Origin of the sequence: Nesterenkonia muleiensis (assembly GCF_003600155.1) — a bacterium.
Taxonomy (GTDB): Bacteria; Actinomycetota; Actinomycetes; order Actinomycetales; family Micrococcaceae; genus Nesterenkonia; species Nesterenkonia muleiensis.
On the sequence record NZ_QWLD01000003.1, the window covers coordinates 78,441 to 94,140 of the forward strand.

Here is a 15,700-nt window from a genome sequence, read left to right on the forward strand (position 1 = left end):
ACCATAGAGCGCCTTGAACGTCGAGCATCAGCGCTTCTCTGCCTCGATCACAAGCATCGTCGGGATATCGGCAAACCACTTCTGGTACTCACTCCAGTCCACCTCGTCGAGCTGATCGTGCGGAAGGCTCCGCGGTTCTGACAAGCTCGTCATGACGAATCCCGCAGCGCTGAGTTCACCGATGTAGAACTCCAGGGGTCGGTGGTAGTGCCAGTGGCCCCCGAAGCTGTCGATCCACCACCGTTGTGGCGTCAGGTAACTGGTCACCTGGCGGAACCATGCATCATCAGCACGCTGGACCTTCTGGTTGAAGAACGCAGGGTGCAGGATAGCTGCCACGAGGACACCACCCGGTTTCAGCAGTCGTTGCACGTCGTTCAAGAGAGGCGAGAGTCTCGACAAATCCATGAGTACCATGTGCGCGATGGCCGCATCGAATCGACCGATTCCCGGCGGAAGGCCGGTGTCGAGGTCATGAACGACCCATTCGACACTTGAGGGTCGGGCTCGAGCCTTGTCAATCAGTCGTCGGCTTCCGTCGATGCCCACAACCTCAGCGCCGAGTTCTGCATACCGGCGGGACAACCACCCGTGTCCACAGCCCACGTCGAGTATTCGCTGCCCAGTCGGCGATGGGATCGCCGCGCGAAAAGCAGGTTCGGCACGGCGGAAGAAGGAGTCCTGCTCCTGGCCGGCAGCGTCCGCATAGGCATCTGCGACTGTGTCCCAACGGCTGATGTCTTCCGAGCTGCTCACCCCAATGAGTCTATCCAGCAGCGGGACTGATAGCGGGCCGAAAGGCCCTCTCGCTCCCTACGAAAACTCGTGCAGATCTCCGAGAAGTCCTGATGATGCGGTGGGAGATGTTTCTCGTTGACCCTACTGTGATCATCCTGCTGGTCAGCCAAGACGACAAACACCACAGGAGTTGTCAGATATGGTGTGCTTGGGCCGATAGGACACGCTTTCACAACCTGTTGAGACGACACAACGAACAGGATCAACGGCATGAACGAAACTCACGCTGCGCACCTCTACGACGCAGTGAACAGCTGGGCTGCCGACGACGAGTTCTTCCTGAACTTCGCAACGAAAGACAGCAGCTCTCGCGTTCTGGATCTGGGCTGCGGTACCGGTCGCATCACGGTGGCGATCGCCGAAACCGACTGTTCCGTCGCAGGCGTGGATCCTCATCAGCCCTCAATCGACGCGGCCAAGACGAAACCTGGCGCCGACCTGGTGGAGTGGATTGTCGGCGGCTCCCGAGCAATACCCTTTGGCCATCAGTTCGATGTGGCTATCATTTCCTCGAATGTCGTTCAGGCGATTCTCGAGGATGCCGAGCTCGCCAGCACTTTTCGAGACATCGCTGCTCACCTTCGGCCGGGCGGTCGCCTGGCGTTTGATTCGCGCGATCCGCAGGCGCGCGGATGGGAACGCTGGACCAAGGAACGCAGCCATAAGGTGGTCGAGCTTCCCAGTGGACAAAGCCAGCACTGGTACCGCACCACAGCCGTGGATGAGGCTAACGGCATGGTTGATTTCTGCGCTCACGAAGTCGATGCCGAAGGGAGGGAACGGATCGGGTCTGCCCGTATTCGCTTCCGCACAGAGAGGCATTTGCACTCCATGCTCACCGACGCAGGCCCCATCGTCGACGAGGTGTACGGCGGATTCCAAGGAGAACCTGTTGGACGAGGTATCGGGACGCTCGTTTTCACAGCACACCGTGCCTGAACCCCGCTGTAAATCCGCGGCTGGTCACTTCGTTCCGCAGAAGTCTGCAGAGACCACCCGTGAGAACACGACATCGACGATGCCTGCACTCACAGTTTGATACTGTCATCAGTTCTCCTCCGCTCCCAACACCATCAACTTCTGCGGGTCAGGGAACGGAACGAAACCCACCTTCGCGTACACTTCGTGCGCGTCCGCTGTGGAGAGCATGAACCGTTTGAGACGCAGCGGCCGGATCGCATCAACGATTACCTTCGACAGCGCAGTCCCGATGCCACGACCTCTCGCCTCTCGCGCGATGTAGACATCACACAGCCACCCGAACGTCGCACCATCGGTGAACACGCGGGCGTAACCTACCTGCACGTTGTCAGGATCATAGACACCGAAGTTGACCGAGACGTTGGCCGCCTGGGTCACAACGTCGAAAGGACGCCCTACCGCCCAGAATGCGTCAGTTGATAGCCACTGGTGAACCTTGACGAGGTCGAGCCGAGAACGATCGGTGTCGACCTCAAAACCATTCTGCAGGGCGACTCGAACGTCAATCAGACGCGTAGAGACATCAGTTTCGCCAGGCATGGTTATTATCCTCCCACGAGGAATCAGTCAGCTACACGTTGAACTTGAACTCGACCACGTTCCGTAGCCGAGAACCATCTGGCTATGTGTCCGTCGACCCGACCGACAGCGTGGCACAGCGCTCCCGAACGGCACGCGTGAGTGTCACAGATGCCGGCCGAAGTCCATCCGCTGGTGCAGGATCCGGACCACCTCGATATGGCTCACACGCTGCAGATGGAAGACCACGTGACTGCCAACCGCGTAGCTCCGATACCCCTCGCGGATTTCCTCCCGGACACGCCCACGGTCAGGGTCCTCCGCAACGCGCTCGACCACCGTTTGGATCTCACGGATGGATTTCTCCGCCTGACTGATGTCCCAGCGATCCTCGGTGAAGTCCCAGATCGATGAGAGATCCCGCTGCGTGGCCGGAGTGAGTCGGTACTGGCTCACAAGGTCTTCGAGGCGACGAAGGCGTCGACGTCGAAAACCTCCGCTTCACCGCTGGCCTCACCGGTGACGAGCGCGGCACGCAAGGCGGACAGTTGAACCTCCCGCTCTTCCAACAGTCGCAGACCGGCACGGACGACCTCACTGGCCGAGCGGTACCGGCCGCCTCGCCTGGCGAGCGGCCACAACGCCTTGACCTCATAGTCACCCAGCACCCAGACATGCAGTGGATATCGCTTCAAGCCTCGGCTCAATCGACTCGGCCATAAGCGTGATCTCGCGCTCGGAGATGCGATGCCCTCGCGCCTGCTGCTTCCAGCCAGACAAAGACTCTGCCACACGACCCATCCGTTCGCGCGCCGATGAGAGCGTCAGACTGCACTCCCCCGCAAGTGCCAAGAGTCCGTCGACCTCATCTGGCAGAGCGTCAGCTCCCATGATCGACGTCGACCGACTTCGGTTCAGGTCTGGATTCGGATTCACATCGAACACCGGACTGAGGGTCCACAAGCCCCGATCAGCCAGGAACCCGTGATTCCGCAGGTGGTCGTCAGTGTTACCGAGGGCGACACTGGCAATGACCCGATCGTAGAGTTCGTGGTGGTCCTGACGGATTGAACGCGAGAAGTCACGCATCGCCTCAGCAATCTCCGCATAGTCGCGATGCTCGCCGTCGGCGGATCCGATGGCTGTCATCGCGCTGATATAGCCGATGCGCGAGCCACTGCTCGTCCGGTCGAACCGGCGCAGGATCAATACGCTGCGATCCCCTACGCGCGTGAGCCGACGGTGCGGCGTGCGAATGCCCGCAAACTCCAGGAGATCAAGCATTGTGGCCTCCCAGGCCATCACATCCCACTGATCGCTGGAATGCGGGAACTTCGCGATGGCGAGGCCTCCGTCCTCAAGCAGCACCGAGGCTTTCGGCCGGGCACCGCCCAGGCCCGTCGTTCCTGTGTCCAAGAGCTGTTTAACGGCCGCGGTCGGGTCATCGTCGGAGGCAAGGTCATCACTGGCCCACAGCAGTTCTGGCAGTGAGATCAGCTGAGGCACATGCGAGGGCTTGCCCAGGAATCGATTCGCACCGGGGAGCCGAAAGCGCAATGCGCCTTGACGGGTGTCGTCGCTGACGCCGAGGAGGAAGTCAAGATCGTCTAGCTGACGTGGCGTTCTGCTTTCTTCGCGGGCGCGTACCCTCTCGGCCTTCTCAATGAGGTTACGGCCCCAACGATCAGGGGCGCTGTCGGCGAAAGCCCGGATCAGCCCAGCCTGGTGCTGCGAGCCGGAGACCAGCAACAGCGCGGGGTCAATGTTCATGCCGCCATCTGCGAGATAGGCCGAGTCATAGAGGAAGGTCGTGGAAATCTGGCTGCGCGTTCGGGTAAAGTGCGCCTGCCCCACCACACGAGTGCGCCCGACGTCCTCGACGAGAACTTCAACAGTGGTCATCGGGCACGCTTCTTCGCGAGGCTGCCGGCACGGAGCCTGCCGATATCACTGTTCAACGGATCGATCGCGCTGACTACCTGGTCGAGCACGCCGAGCGCACGGAGCACCTGGACAACATTACTGAAACTCACATTCGGGTTTCCTGACTCGATCTTGCGCAGTGTGTCACGGGTGATGTCGGCTCGCTCAGCGACCTGCTGCGCAGTCAGACCCAGCACCATGCGCCACCCACGCACATGCTCCCCGAATTCTGTGACCTGGCGGTCGATCCTGTAGCCAGCCATACACGCCTCCTTGTATCCGACGACAATTATAGCCGTACCATCTAGATATGACGAGTATAATAGTCATATGTAACAACGATTCAGCTGCATCAGGGCTTCCGCTTGTCGGAACGTTCGCCATTCACTCGTCACCGGATCCGGACAGCATGCCAGTCCAAGAACCCACTGAGTAGCACCCTTGTGCCGGGCAACACGCACGGGCAGCAGCACCTCCGCAGCAGAATCGGACACGACACACAGCGGCGGGGCCAGGAACCAGGCGGGATGGCAGTTCTCCATATGCGCGAAGTCGTGGCCGAGTGGATCCTTGTCTCACAGCGTTCACAACCCGATCATGCACGCAGACACCGACACCCTCCAGGTCACAGACCCGTACAGGCGCGTACCTGTCCTACGCCTGGTGTCTTTCGTGCCGATCAAAGAGAGCACCAGTCCGTCCTAGGGCTCGTCACGAAACACGCCAAAGACCCAGCGCACCCTTGGAGACAATGGCACGGCAACAATTGCCTGTTTCATTGGCCCCGCTAGAGAATAATAAAATGTCTGATCACCCTGCGCTGGTCCCCGAACTCGCGATCACAGACCTCACTAAATCACTCAATTTTTGGAGGGATCTGATCGGGTTCACAGTCGACTACAGCCGGCCCGACGAGGGATTCGCCTATCTCACTATGGGCGGCGCTCATCTCATGCTTGACGAAATCGCTATAGGCCGAAGCTGGCTCACTGGTGACCTCGAACACCCGCTGGGCCGTGGAATCAACTTTGAGATCGCAGTACAAGACCTTGAACCAGCCCTGAGAAGACTTCACGGGGTCGATTGGCCGCTGTTCTTAGCGCCTGAGGAGAAGTGGTACCGCGCCGACAAGGAGGAGATTGGAGTACGCCAGTTCCTTGTTCAGGACCCCGACGGCTACCTCCTCCGGCTGCAAACCGATATCGGTCGACGCCCACTCCAGGAATAGACATGCAGCATCGTTCAGCATTCTTTGCCCGGGCTTACCCGCGGCGATGGCGGCTATCCACGGTGTGGATGAAAGCGGAGACACAACTGACCTCCTGAAGCCGTGATTAAGTGCCCCGCCAAACGATCCGGCAAATTACGGCGCTATCCCGGTCCGAATCAAGGTCATAAAGCCGAGATTTGCCGAATGGATCGAAAAGTTAGACGTTAAAACGGAACTCCACCACGTCGCCGTCTTTCATGATGTAGTCCTTGCCCTCCATGCGGACCTTGCCGGCGGCCTTAGCATCGTTCATGGAGCCGGCGGACACCAGGTCCTCGAAGGAGACGATCTCGGCCTTGATGAAGCCCTTCTGGAAGTCGGTGTGGATCACCCCTGCCGCCTCTGGAGCAGTGTCGCCCTTGTTAATGGTCCAGGCGCGGGCCTCTTTCGGCCCGGCGGTGAGATAGGTCTGCAGCCCGAGGGTCTCGAAGCCCACGCGCGCCAGCTGGTCCAGTCCGGATTCGTCGAGCCCGTTGAGCTCCAGCATCTCGCGGGCCTCCTCCTCGGAGAGCTCCACCAGCTCCGACTCCAGCTTGGCATCCAGGAACACCGACTGCGCCGGCGCCACCAGCCCGGCAAGCTCCTGCTGCTTCTCCGGTGAGTTCAGCACGCCCTCATCGGCGTTGAACACGTAGATGAAAGGCTTCGCCGTCAGCGGGGAAAGCCCGCGCAGCTCATCCATGTCCAGCTTGTCGGAGTCGATGGAGGAGAAGATCGTATCTCCGCGCTCCAGCACCTTCTGCGCCGCCAGATAAGCATCCAGGGTGGACTGCTCGGCCTTCTTTCCCTTGACCTGCTTCTCCAGCTTCGGGATCGCATTCTCCAGGGTCTGCATATCCGCCAGGATCAGCTCGGTGTTGATCGTCTCCATATCGGAGGGCGGGTCCACCTTGCCGTCCACGTGGATGACATTCTCATCCTCGAACACACGCACCACCTGCGCGATCGCATGGGCCTCGCGGATGTTGGCCAGGAACTGGTTGCCCAGCCCCTCCCCCTCCGAGGCCCCTTTGACGATGCCGGCGATGTCCACAAAGGACACCGTGGCAGGCAGGATCTTCTGCGAGCCGAAGATCTCAGCCAGCTTGTCCAGCCGCTCATCGGGCAGGTTCACCACGCCCACATTGGGTTCGATGGTCGCGAACGGATAGTTCGCCGCCAGGATCGCCTGCCGGGTCAGTGCGTTGAAAAGGGTCGACTTGCCCACATTGGGCAGTCCCACAATGCCAATAGTCAGTGCCACGGGGATCTAGCCTACCGTGACGCTGGCCCTTTAGGCGTGAAGCTCGGCGTAAGCCGGCGAGGGGAACCGCGACGTCTGGGACCCGTGCAAGCGCGCAGCGGCTATGCGGGCCACGCCGCGGCGCGAGCGTGGCGTGCACCCGCCGCCGGGACAAGCACAGTGCCACGGTGGTCTAACTTACCGCAGGCCAGCAACCTCCCGGTGACAATGCCGTCACACCCCCGCCACGACGATCACCGATGATGTTCATGTTGCAGAGTCCGCACCCCGCTCATATAGGGTCTACTCCGTTCATACGAAAGAAAATTGAGGCTCACAGTGACTGTTACCCCCTCCAGAACCAGCTCCAAGGTCAATTGGCCGGTGTTCATCGCTTCTGCGCTGATCATCGTGGTCTTCACCACCTGGGCAGCACTCGACTCAGACACCGCCTCCAGTGTTTTGGAAACCACCTTCGGATGGCTGGGCCACAACCTGGGCTGGTACTTCATTCTCACCGCCGCGATCATCGTGATCTTTGTGCTCATCATCGCCTTCTCCCGGCTGGGCAAGACCCGGCTGGGACCTGACCACTCCACACCCAAGTTCAGCCTGTTCACCTGGGCCTCGATGCTCTTCGCTGCGGGCATCGGCGTGGACCTGATGTTCTTCGCCGTGATCGGCCCGGCCACCAATCTGCGGGTCGGCCCCGGCGCGGCAGAGGGCACTCTCCAGGCCGCTGAGCAGGCAGCCCTGTGGACCATGTTCCACTACGGCATCCCCGGCTGGGCCATGTACGCGCTGACCGGAATGGCCTTCGGCCTCTTCGCCTACCGCTACCACCTGCCGCTGTCCATCCGCAGCGCCCTCTACCCGATCATCGGCAAGCGAGCCCAGGGAAGAGCAGGCGATGCCGTGGAGGTCGGTGCGGTCATCGGCACTGTCTTCGGGATCGCCACCTCTCTGGGTATCGGCGTGGTCTTCCTCTCCTACGGGATAAGCTGGCTCTTCGGTGTCGAGTCCGGCCCCGCAGTGCAGATCTCACTGATCGTGCTGGCGGCGATCGTGGTGACCATCTCCACCTACTCAGGTGTGGACAAAGGCATCCGCCGGCTCTCCGAGCTCAACGTCCTGGTCGCCATCCTGCTGATGGTCTACGTACTGGTCTCCGGAGAGACCGTCCGGCTGCTCAACGCCCTGGTGAAGAACATCGGTGACTTCTTCGTGATGCTTCCCGGCGCACTGGTCCAGACCTTCGCCTATGACACCGATCCGGCCTGGCTGGAAGAGGACTGGGTGATGTGGTGGACCGTCTTCTTCTGGACATGGTGGATGGCCTGGTCCATCTTCGTCGGGCTCTTCCTGGCGCGCATCTCCCGCGGCCGCACCCTGCGCCAGTTCATCATCGGGGTGCTGCTGGTGCCCTTCCTGTTCAACGCGCTGTGGATCTCGATCTTCGGCAATGCCACCATCTTCCGCATCATGGGCGGGGACACCAGCTTCGCCGAGGCAGCAGAGGATCCCGACGGCGCCGGCTACTTCGCCCTGATGGCCGAATTCCCCGGAGCCACCTTCATCATCGGGGTCTCCGTGCTGGTGGGGCTGCTATTCTACGTCACCAGTGCCGACTCCGGTTCTCTGGTGCTGGCTAACTTCACCTCCAGGGTCAGTGTGGAGAACTCTGACGGCCCACGATGGCTGCGCGTGGTGTGGAGTGTGATCATCGGTGCGCTGACCATCGTGATGCTGATGCTCGAAGGCATCTTCACCTTGCAGATGGCCGCGGTGATCATCGGGCTACCGCTGTCGATCGTGCTCTATATGCTGCTGGTCAGCGTCTGGCGGGCCCTGCGCATGGAGAACTACAGCACCGATTCACGCAGCGCCTCACTGCCCTCCATGCTCTCCGAACGCAGCCAGGAGACCACGCCGGAGAGCTGGCGACGGCGCCTGGCCCGCCATATGCACTACCCCTCCGAAACCGAGACGGTCGAATACATGGACACCGTGGCCGTACCGGCGGTGGAGGAGGTCGCTGAGGAGCTGCGCAAGCGGGGAGCAGAGGTCACCTGCACCCGCGGAGTGGTCGAGGGCACCGAGATCCCCCAGGTGGACCTGCACGTCTACTTCGGTGACCAGCCCATGTTCAAGTATCAGCCCTACGCGGTGCAGTACCCGGTGCCGACCTTTGTGCTGAAGACTCGGCGCTCCGGCGAGGTCTTCCAGAAGGTGGAGGTCTTCTCCGCCACCGGATCCACCGGCTATGACATCCTCGGCTACACCAAGGAACAGGTCATCGCCGATATTCTCGACGCCTACGAACGTCACCTCTCCATGCTGCAGCTCAGCGATCAGAGCGGCCACGCACCGGTGGCCATCGACACTGGTAGCATCCCGAACGATTGGGACCATGTGCGCGCAGAGAAGAAGGCGGAGTAGTCTCAGCTTGAGCCTGGTCCAGAGGATTCAGAGAACAGACCAACCGACATCCAGGAGCTGCATATGACTGCCACCCTGTTCATCAACGGCCAATGGGTGCCCGCCGCCTCCGGCGAGACCAGAACGATCACCTGTCCCGCCGACGGCAGTGAAGTCGGTGTGGTCTCCGAGGCCGGGGCCGACGACGCCGTGGCAGCCATTGCCGCTGCCCGCCGGGCCTTCGACTCCCGGGTCTGGGCCGATGTGCCAGCCGGTGAGCGCGGAGACTTCCTGCTGAAGGTCGCTGATCAGCTCAGCCAGCGCAAGGATGAGTTCGCCCGCGCCGAGGCCCTGGACACCGGCAAACGCCTGGTGGAGGCCGAGATCGACATGGATGACATCATCGCCTGCTTCAGGCACTTCGCGAAGCTGGCCGATGCCGATGCCGGGCGCATCGTCGATGCCGGAGACCCCACGGTGATCTCCAAGGTGGTCTACGAACCGGTGGGGGTCTGCGGGATGATTACCCCCTGGAACTTCCCACTGCTGCAGGCGGCCTGGAAGCTCGCCCCGGCGCTGGCGGCCGGGAACTCGCTGGTCCTCAAGCCGGCAGAACTGACCCCGCACACCTCCATCCTGGTCATGGATGTCTTCGACTCCCTCGAGCTCCCCGCCGGTGTGGCCAACCTGGTCACCGGTGCCGGTGCTACCGCCGGCGCTCCGCTGTCAAGCCACCCGGATGTAGACCTGATCTCCTTCACCGGCGGACTGATGACCGGCAAGAAGATCGCCGCAGCCGCCAGCGAGACCGTCAAGAAGATCGCCCTGGAGCTCGGCGGCAAGAACCCGAACGTGGTCTTCGCCGACGCCGATTTCGACGCCGCGGTGGACAATGCGCTCAACGCCGGTTTCACCGACTCCGGCCAGGTCTGCTCCGCCGGGGTGCGGCTGATCGTGGAGGATTCCATCAAGGAGAGATTCGTCAACGAGCTGGTCCGCCGCGCGGAGAGCATCACCATGGGCGGACCGTTCGACGCCCACGCCGAGACCGGGCCGCTGATCTCCGCAGAGCACCGTCAGAAGGTCCACGCCTATGTGCAGAAAGGGATCGAGGAAGGCTGCACCCTGCGCTGCGGCGGGCACTTCGGCGGTGAGGAGCACACCGCAGGCTCCTTCTACGCCCCCACAGTGCTCGACGGGGCCAAGCGCGGCATGTATGTGGTTACCGAAGAATCCTTCGGCCCGGTGATCACCGTGGAGACCTTCACCACCGAGGAGGAGGCCATCGCCATCGCCAATGACACCGTCTACGGCCTGGCCGGCGCGGTGTGGACCTCAGACTCCGGCATAGCGCATCGGGTCTCTTCACGGCTGCGCCACGGCACGGTATGGGTCAACGACTACCACCCCTATCTGCCGCAGGCCGAGTGGGGCGGGTTCAAACAGTCCGGGATCGGCCGTGAGCTGGGCCTGGCCGGCTTCGATGAGTACCGCGAGGCCAAGCACATCTATGAGAATACGAAACCCTCGGTAACCGGCTGGTTCCGGATGCCCAGCGACATACCGGCAGCAGAGCTGCCTCAGACATAGAGGGCGGCCCTGACCGGTTGGTTCAGCACTCCCGACCGCTGGCCAGCTGCTCTGCTGAAGACATCAGCACGTCTCGAAACTACCGAAACTCTCAGGCTGCGCCGGAGTTTAGGCAGTTTCGAGACATGATCCCTACCGATACACGAATCAAGGAGTGAGGAACACGCTGTGAAGAGCTTTGACTATGTGGTGGTCGGCGGCGGGTCCGCCGGGGCCGCTGTGGCCGCCCGGTTGAGCGAGAATCCCGAGATGAGCGTTGCCCTGCTGGAGGCCGGGCCCACCGATGTGGACAATGAGCAGATCCTCCAGCTGAACCGCTGGATGGAGCTTCTGGAGTCCGGATACGACTGGGACTACCCGATCGAGCCGCAGTCCAACGGCAACTCCTTCATGCGTCACGCGCGCGCCAAAGTGCTCGGCGGGTGCTCCTCGCACAACTCCTGCATCGCCTTCTGGCCGCCCAAGGAGGACATGGACGAATGGGAGGCCATGGGCGCCACCGGTTGGAACGCCGACACCGCGTGGCCGCTGCTGAAGCGTCTGGAGACCAACGATGCCGCCGGAGATCACCACGGGGCAGAGGGCCCGGTGCATCTGATGACCATCCCGCCGGAGGACCCCTGCGGGGTCGCCCTGCTGGATGCCTGTGAGCAGACCGGCATCCCCCGGGTGAAGTTCAACTCAGGGTCCACCGTGGTCACAGGCGCCAACTTCTTCCAGATCAACCGGCGGGCCGACGGGACCCGGGCCTCGTCGTCGGTCTCCTACATCCACCCCATCCTGGAACGGGAGAACTTCACCCTGCTCACCGACACTTGGGTGCGCCGGATCCTGTTCAGCACTGACTCCGGGCAGGACCATACTGGGGGTCCCCGGGCCACCGGAGTCGAGGTGGTCGACAACGCCTTCGGCCGTCCCAGTGTGATCACCGCGAACAAGGAGGTCATCGTCTCCGCCGGGGCCATCGACTCACCGAAGCTGCTGATGCTCTCCGGGATCGGTCCGGCCGAGCACCTGGCCGAGCACGGCATCGAGGTGCTGGTGAACTCCCCCGGCGTGGGCGAGAACCTGCAGGACCACCCGGAGGCGGTCATCGCCTGGGAGGCCGCCCAGCCCATGGTGGAGCAGAGCTACCAATGGTGGGAGATCGGGATCTTCGCCGACACCCTGGAGGGCACCGGGTCCTCCGACCGGCCCGGCCGCCCGGATCTGATGATGCATTACGGCTCGGTGCCGTTTGACATGCACACCCTGCGTCAGGGGTATCCGACCTCCACCAACACCTTCTGCCTGACCCCGAACATCACCCATGCCAAGTCTCGTGGCACCGTGCGGCTGCGCAGCCGGGACTACCGGGACAAACCGAAGGTGGATCCGCGCTACTTCACCGATGCCGAGGGCCACGACATGCGTGTGGCCGTAGCCGGCATCAAGCTCGCCCGTGAGATCGCCGCCCAGCCGGCGATGGCCGAATGGGCAGGCGAGGAGCTTTACCCGGGCAAGGACGTGGTGACCGACGAGGAGATCGCCGACTACGTCTCACGCACCCACAACACCGTCTACCACCCGGCCGGCACTGTGCGGATGGGATCCGAGGATGACGCGATGAGCCCACTGACCCCGGACCTGAAGGTCAAGGGCGTGACGGGGCTGCGGGTGGCCGATGCCTCGGTGATGCCGGAGCTGACCACGGTGAACCCCAACATCACCACCATGATGATCGGCGAGCGCTGCGCGGATTTGGTCAGAACTCATCCCAAGACGGTGGCCGGCGACTAGGTCACCAGCAGCAACACCAGGGCAACCATTCCTAGAGCCGCCACAGCCAGTGCAAGTCCGGCCACGCTGCCCACCGCAGGGGGGTACCGCCCATCGGCTATACCCCAGGTGGAGCTCACCAGCCGGCGCCGGTGTCTCAGCGAGATCCCGGCCGCCACTATCAGCGCCGCGCAAAACAGTGTCAGCACCGCTGGGCCGTGGTAGGGCGCCCAGCGCAGGGTCATCCCAGCGACGACCACCAGCAGCAGCGCGGTGCGGGTCCAGGAGAGCAGAGTCCGCTCAGGCTGAACCCCAGGGTCCTGGTGTGCTGCCGGCCGCGTGCGCACCCGCTACCCCTGCATCAGCACAATGAGCAGCACCAAAGAGATCAGTGCCACACCGGCTCCGAGCAGCGGGGCGATCAGCGGCAGCGGCAGCGGCCGCCTGTGCCGCAGGCTGCGTTCGACCCGCAGCCAGCGGGTGAACGCTCCGGCGGCCAGCAGCGTGCCGAGCACCAGCAGCAGCACCACCGCCAGCAGAGTACGCGTCTGCGCTTCGAAGATGTTCTGGGTGAACGCCTCCACCGCCACACCTCCGGCGAGCAGAGCCAAGGAGGTGCGGATCCAGGACAGGAATGTACGCTCATTGGCCAAGGTGAAGCGCGGATCAGGCTCCTCTCCGCCGCCGAGAACCCGTTCCCGCCACACTGCTCCCTTCTCTCGTCTCACCGGTCCGCATCCTCAATCTTGCCTCGCTCCAGGGCGTTCCAGAAGTCACCGCGGACGTAGCGCTGCTCCGGGTCCGGGTCAAAGTCCCAGGGTCTGGTCTTTCCGGTGGCCAGTGCTCTGCTGGCCAGCCGGCGGCGGCGTTGGCTGGACCGCACCTGTTCATCCAGGACGTGCAGGTCATAGCGGGCCTGCAGTTCCTTACGCAGCAGTTCCACCTGCTCAGCCTGCTCGGACTCAGCGGCAATGTTATGCAGCTCCTCCGGGTCAGCTTCCAGGTCGAACAGTTGATCGGGGTCCCCGGGACAGGCGGTGAACTTGAACCGCCCGCGGACCAGAGTCAGCTGAGGCTTATAGGTTCCCTCTGCGAGGTATTCGATGACGATGTCCCTGTCATCCGGCCCGACTTCGCCGGTGAGCTCCCGCCGGATGGATTCGAGCAGAGAGATTCCGGCAGCATCGGGCACTTCCTCTCCAGGCGCTGCGGCCCCGCAGATCTCGAGGAGCGTGGGCAGCAGATCCACCAAGGAGACTGGGTGGGCGAACCGCCCACGAGGTATTAGGTGCTCTGGCCCGGAGATGATCAACGGGACGCGAGAGGACTGCTCGTAGGGGGACATCTTGTACCACAGCCCCTTTTCTCCCAGCATGTCGCCGTGGTCGCTGGTGATGATCATGACAGTGTTGTCCGCCAGCCCGAGGTCCTCGATCCGCTGACGGATCCGGCCGATGTGATCATCGATGTAGCTGACCGCGGCATAATAGGCCCGGCGAGCCCGTCGAACATCCTCGATGTCGGGCTCTCGTGTGTCGAATCCGCTCATCTGCCGCAGCCGGGAGGTGTGGGGGTCCTGGTCGGGCGACGGCGGCTCCGGGTGCCGAGGGCCAGGGATGTCGACGTCGGCGAACCTGTCCCAGTGCTCGCGAGGCGGCTCATAGGGGTCATGAGGGTGGATGAAGCTGGAGACCATGAGGAAAGGCCTTTCCTCATCGGTGGCCCGGTCAGCTCGAACCCTGTCGTTGAGATGCCGAAGACTCCTCCAGCCGACCTCGTCGTCAAAGTCCTGCTGGACGGAGGCCTTGGACACTCCGGCGGTGAAGACGGGGGCGGCGTCGTGATACCACTGCAGCCGCTGCTCCAGTGGACGGTCCCAGTCGGGGACCATGTCGAGATCCGCCGGGTAGACATCAGTGGTCAGCCGCTGTTCGAAACCATGGTGCTGGTCAGGGCCGATGAAGTGCATGCGTCCGATCAGCGCGGTGTGGTAACCGGCGGCACGCAGATGGTGGGCGAAGGTCGGCACCGAGGCCGGGAAGTCATCACCGTTGTCGTAGCACTCGATGTCCGACGGCATCCGGCCAGTCATCATTGAGGCCCGCGAGGGCGCGCATAACGGGGAGTTGCAATAAGCGCGGTCGAACACTGCGCCCTGATCTGCCAAGGCGTCGATCGAAGGGGTTCTGGATGCTTGATCGCCGTAGGCTCCCAACGCCGCCGCGGCCATTTGGTCGGCCTGGATCACTACGATGTTCGGGCGGGTCATGTGCCTTAGAGTACCTTTGACTCACGTTGTTCGAGGAGTTGATGATGAGTGCATGCTGCGGGCCATCGCGCGGCAGCCGCGCGTCCGGGGTCAACCGGACGGCGGCTGAGCGGCCGCTGCTGCACCGACTCGCCGCTGCCTCCGGTGAGCAGCTGTCGCTGATCGGGCTGAGCGGTGGGCGGTTCCGGATGGGGAGTGACGACCGGCTGGCCTCCCCGGAGGATGGCGAAGTCCCGGTGCGGTGGGTCCAGGTGGCACCGTTCGCGATCTCCGCCACTACGGTGACCGTCGCCGAATTCGCAGCCTTTGTGCTGGAGACAGGGTACGCCACCGACGCAGAGCGCCACGGGAACTCCCTGGTCTTTTCCGGTCTGCTCAGCGCCTGGCACAGGAACTCCCCGGCAGTGACCAGTGCCCCGTGGTGGCGGCAGGTGCCGGGAGCCTGCTGGTTTCAACCCGAAGGGGTGGACTCGACCGTGGAACAGCGCATCCACCACCCTGTCACCCATGTCTCGCGCCACGACGCCGAGGCCTATGCGCAGTGGGTGGGAGCAAGGCTGCCGGATGAGAGCGAATGGGAATTCGCCGCTCGCGGCGGGCTTGACCAGCAGCCCTACCCGTGGGGCGGCCTGCTGGAGCCGGAGGGAATACCCAGGATGAACACGTTCCGCGGACAGTTCCCCGGCACCCCCGAGGGCCCGGTGGGAACAGTGGCCGCAGACAGTTTCCCGCCCAACGGCTACGGACTGCACAATATGACGGGAAATGTGTGGGAGTGGACGTCCAGCAGCTTCGCCGCCGGTGACGACCGGGCCGTGATGCGGGGTGGTTCGTATCTCTGCCATGACTCTTATTGCAGGCGGTACCGCACCTCGTCTCGGACCGTGACCACTGCCGACACCTCCTTGGGGCACACCGGCTTCCGCCTTGCGCTCCGGGCCGGCTGAGTCTA

General features: G+C 62.9%; 16 protein-coding genes. 6 read left to right on the top strand and 10 right to left on the bottom strand.

Going from position 1 to position 15,700, the window contains the following annotated elements:
• Positions 1-27: 27 nt before the first annotated feature.
• Positions 28-756: a class I SAM-dependent methyltransferase gene (locus DVO78_RS00600; protein WP_157983776.1), complete on the bottom strand. Its 729-nt coding sequence runs from the start codon at positions 754-756 to the stop codon at positions 28-30.
• A gap of 252 nt (positions 757-1,008) precedes the next feature.
• Here DVO78_RS00600 and DVO78_RS00605 point away from each other — a divergent pair, with 252 nt between their 5' ends.
• A complete protein-coding gene (locus tag DVO78_RS00605) occupies positions 1,009-1,737 on the top strand; it encodes a class I SAM-dependent methyltransferase (protein ID WP_120002872.1) in 729 nt (242 codons plus the stop codon).
• A 108-nt stretch (positions 1,738-1,845) separates the two neighbouring features.
• On the opposite strand, the gene DVO78_RS00610 is transcribed toward DVO78_RS00605, so the two are convergent.
• The 5 genes from DVO78_RS00610 to DVO78_RS00630 all read right to left on the bottom strand — a co-directional run bounded on the left by DVO78_RS00610 (position 1,846) and on the right by DVO78_RS00630 (position 4,484).
• On the bottom strand, positions 1,846-2,319 hold the full coding sequence (locus tag DVO78_RS00610) for a GNAT family N-acetyltransferase (RefSeq protein WP_120002873.1): 474 nt from the start codon (positions 2,317-2,319) through the stop codon (positions 1,846-1,848).
• Positions 2,320-2,463: 144 nt separating this feature from the next.
• On the bottom strand, positions 2,464-2,754 hold the full coding sequence (locus tag DVO78_RS00615; RefSeq protein WP_120002874.1) for a type II toxin-antitoxin system RelE/ParE family toxin: 291 nt from the start codon (positions 2,752-2,754) through the stop codon (positions 2,464-2,466).
• Complete coding sequence (locus DVO78_RS00620) at positions 2,751-2,993, bottom strand: type II toxin-antitoxin system ParD family antitoxin (protein WP_238385060.1); 243 nt, start codon at positions 2,991-2,993, stop codon at positions 2,751-2,753. Before DVO78_RS00620 ends, DVO78_RS00615 begins: the two co-directional genes overlap by 4 nt.
• On the bottom strand, positions 2,956-4,200 hold the full coding sequence (locus tag DVO78_RS00625) for a type II toxin-antitoxin system HipA family toxin (protein ID WP_120002875.1): 1,245 nt from the start codon (positions 4,198-4,200) through the stop codon (positions 2,956-2,958). The genes DVO78_RS00620 and DVO78_RS00625 overlap by 38 nt, the downstream gene beginning before the upstream one ends.
• Positions 4,197-4,484 (bottom strand): helix-turn-helix domain-containing protein, encoded by a 288-nt coding sequence (locus DVO78_RS00630; RefSeq protein ID WP_120002876.1) that lies wholly within the window; start codon positions 4,482-4,484, stop codon positions 4,197-4,199. The genes DVO78_RS00625 and DVO78_RS00630 overlap by 4 nt, the downstream gene beginning before the upstream one ends.
• A gap of 539 nt (positions 4,485-5,023) precedes the next feature.
• On the opposite strand from DVO78_RS00630, the gene DVO78_RS00635 reads away from it, so the two are divergent.
• Positions 5,024-5,449, top strand: coding sequence for a bleomycin resistance protein (locus DVO78_RS00635; RefSeq protein WP_120002877.1), 426 nt, complete (start codon positions 5,024-5,026; stop codon positions 5,447-5,449).
• Between the two features lie 199 nt (positions 5,450-5,648).
• On the opposite strand, the gene ychF is transcribed toward DVO78_RS00635, so the two are convergent.
• A complete protein-coding gene (gene ychF / locus DVO78_RS00640; protein ID WP_120002878.1) occupies positions 5,649-6,734 on the bottom strand; it encodes a redox-regulated ATPase YchF in 1,086 nt (361 codons plus the stop codon).
• A gap of 318 nt (positions 6,735-7,052) precedes the next feature.
• Here ychF and betT point away from each other — a divergent pair, with 318 nt between their 5' ends.
• From betT to DVO78_RS00655, 3 genes are all read left to right on the top strand, one after another.
• Positions 7,053-9,152: a choline BCCT transporter BetT gene (betT, locus tag DVO78_RS00645; RefSeq protein WP_238385061.1), complete on the top strand. Its 2,100-nt coding sequence runs from the start codon at positions 7,053-7,055 to the stop codon at positions 9,150-9,152.
• A 63-nt stretch (positions 9,153-9,215) separates the two neighbouring features.
• Positions 9,216-10,721, top strand: a complete 1,506-nt coding sequence (locus tag DVO78_RS00650) for an aldehyde dehydrogenase family protein (RefSeq protein WP_120002880.1) — start codon at positions 9,216-9,218, stop codon at positions 10,719-10,721.
• A gap of 168 nt (positions 10,722-10,889) precedes the next feature.
• Positions 10,890-12,500 carry a GMC family oxidoreductase gene (locus DVO78_RS00655; RefSeq protein ID WP_238385062.1) on the top strand — a complete coding sequence of 537 codons (1,611 nt, stop codon included), beginning with the start codon at positions 10,890-10,892 and terminating at the stop codon, positions 12,498-12,500.
• Here the strand turns inward: DVO78_RS00655 and DVO78_RS00660 are convergent.
• The 3 genes from DVO78_RS00660 to betC are packed head-to-tail and all read right to left on the bottom strand — an operon-like array spanning position 12,497 to position 14,748.
• Positions 12,497-12,826, bottom strand: coding sequence for a DUF202 domain-containing protein (locus DVO78_RS00660; RefSeq protein WP_120002882.1), 330 nt, complete (start codon positions 12,824-12,826; stop codon positions 12,497-12,499). The two genes, DVO78_RS00655 and DVO78_RS00660, sit on opposite strands and share 4 nt — an antisense overlap.
• A gap of 3 nt (positions 12,827-12,829) precedes the next feature.
• Entirely contained in the window at positions 12,830-13,207 is a 378-nt protein-coding gene (locus tag DVO78_RS00665; protein WP_120002883.1) for a YidH family protein, read from the bottom strand.
• On the bottom strand, positions 13,204-14,748 hold the full coding sequence (gene betC / locus DVO78_RS00670) for a choline-sulfatase (protein WP_120002884.1): 1,545 nt from the start codon (positions 14,746-14,748) through the stop codon (positions 13,204-13,206). The genes DVO78_RS00665 and betC overlap by 4 nt, the downstream gene beginning before the upstream one ends.
• A 41-nt stretch (positions 14,749-14,789) precedes the next feature.
• Between betC and DVO78_RS00675 the strand changes: the two genes are divergently transcribed.
• Positions 14,790-15,695 carry a formylglycine-generating enzyme family protein gene (locus DVO78_RS00675; protein WP_238385063.1) on the top strand — a complete coding sequence of 302 codons (906 nt, stop codon included), beginning with the start codon at positions 14,790-14,792 and terminating at the stop codon, positions 15,693-15,695.
• The last annotated feature ends 5 nt before the right edge of the window (positions 15,696-15,700 follow it).

Bases quoted from the DNA above. Each gene is read 5' to 3' on its own strand.
- DVO78_RS00605 (WP_120002872.1), top strand. From the start codon at position 1,009: ATGAACGAAACTCACGCTGCGCACCTCTACGACGCAGTGAACAGCTGG.
- DVO78_RS00610 (WP_120002873.1), bottom strand. From the start codon at position 2,319: ATGCCTGGCGAAACTGATGTCTCTACGCGTCTGATTGACGTTCGAGTC.
- DVO78_RS00625 (WP_120002875.1), bottom strand. From the start codon at position 4,200: ATGACCACTGTTGAAGTTCTCGTCGAGGACGTCGGGCGCACTCGTGTG.
- DVO78_RS00630 (WP_120002876.1), bottom strand. From the start codon at position 4,484: ATGGCTGGCTACAGGATCGACCGCCAGGTCACAGAATTCGGGGAGCAT.
- DVO78_RS00635 (WP_120002877.1), top strand. From the start codon at position 5,024: ATGTCTGATCACCCTGCGCTGGTCCCCGAACTCGCGATCACAGACCTC.
- DVO78_RS00650 (WP_120002880.1), top strand. From the start codon at position 9,216: ATGACTGCCACCCTGTTCATCAACGGCCAATGGGTGCCCGCCGCCTCC.
- betC (WP_120002884.1), bottom strand. From the start codon at position 14,748: ATGACCCGCCCGAACATCGTAGTGATCCAGGCCGACCAAATGGCCGCG.
- DVO78_RS00675 (WP_238385063.1), top strand. From the start codon at position 14,790: ATGATGAGTGCATGCTGCGGGCCATCGCGCGGCAGCCGCGCGTCCGGG.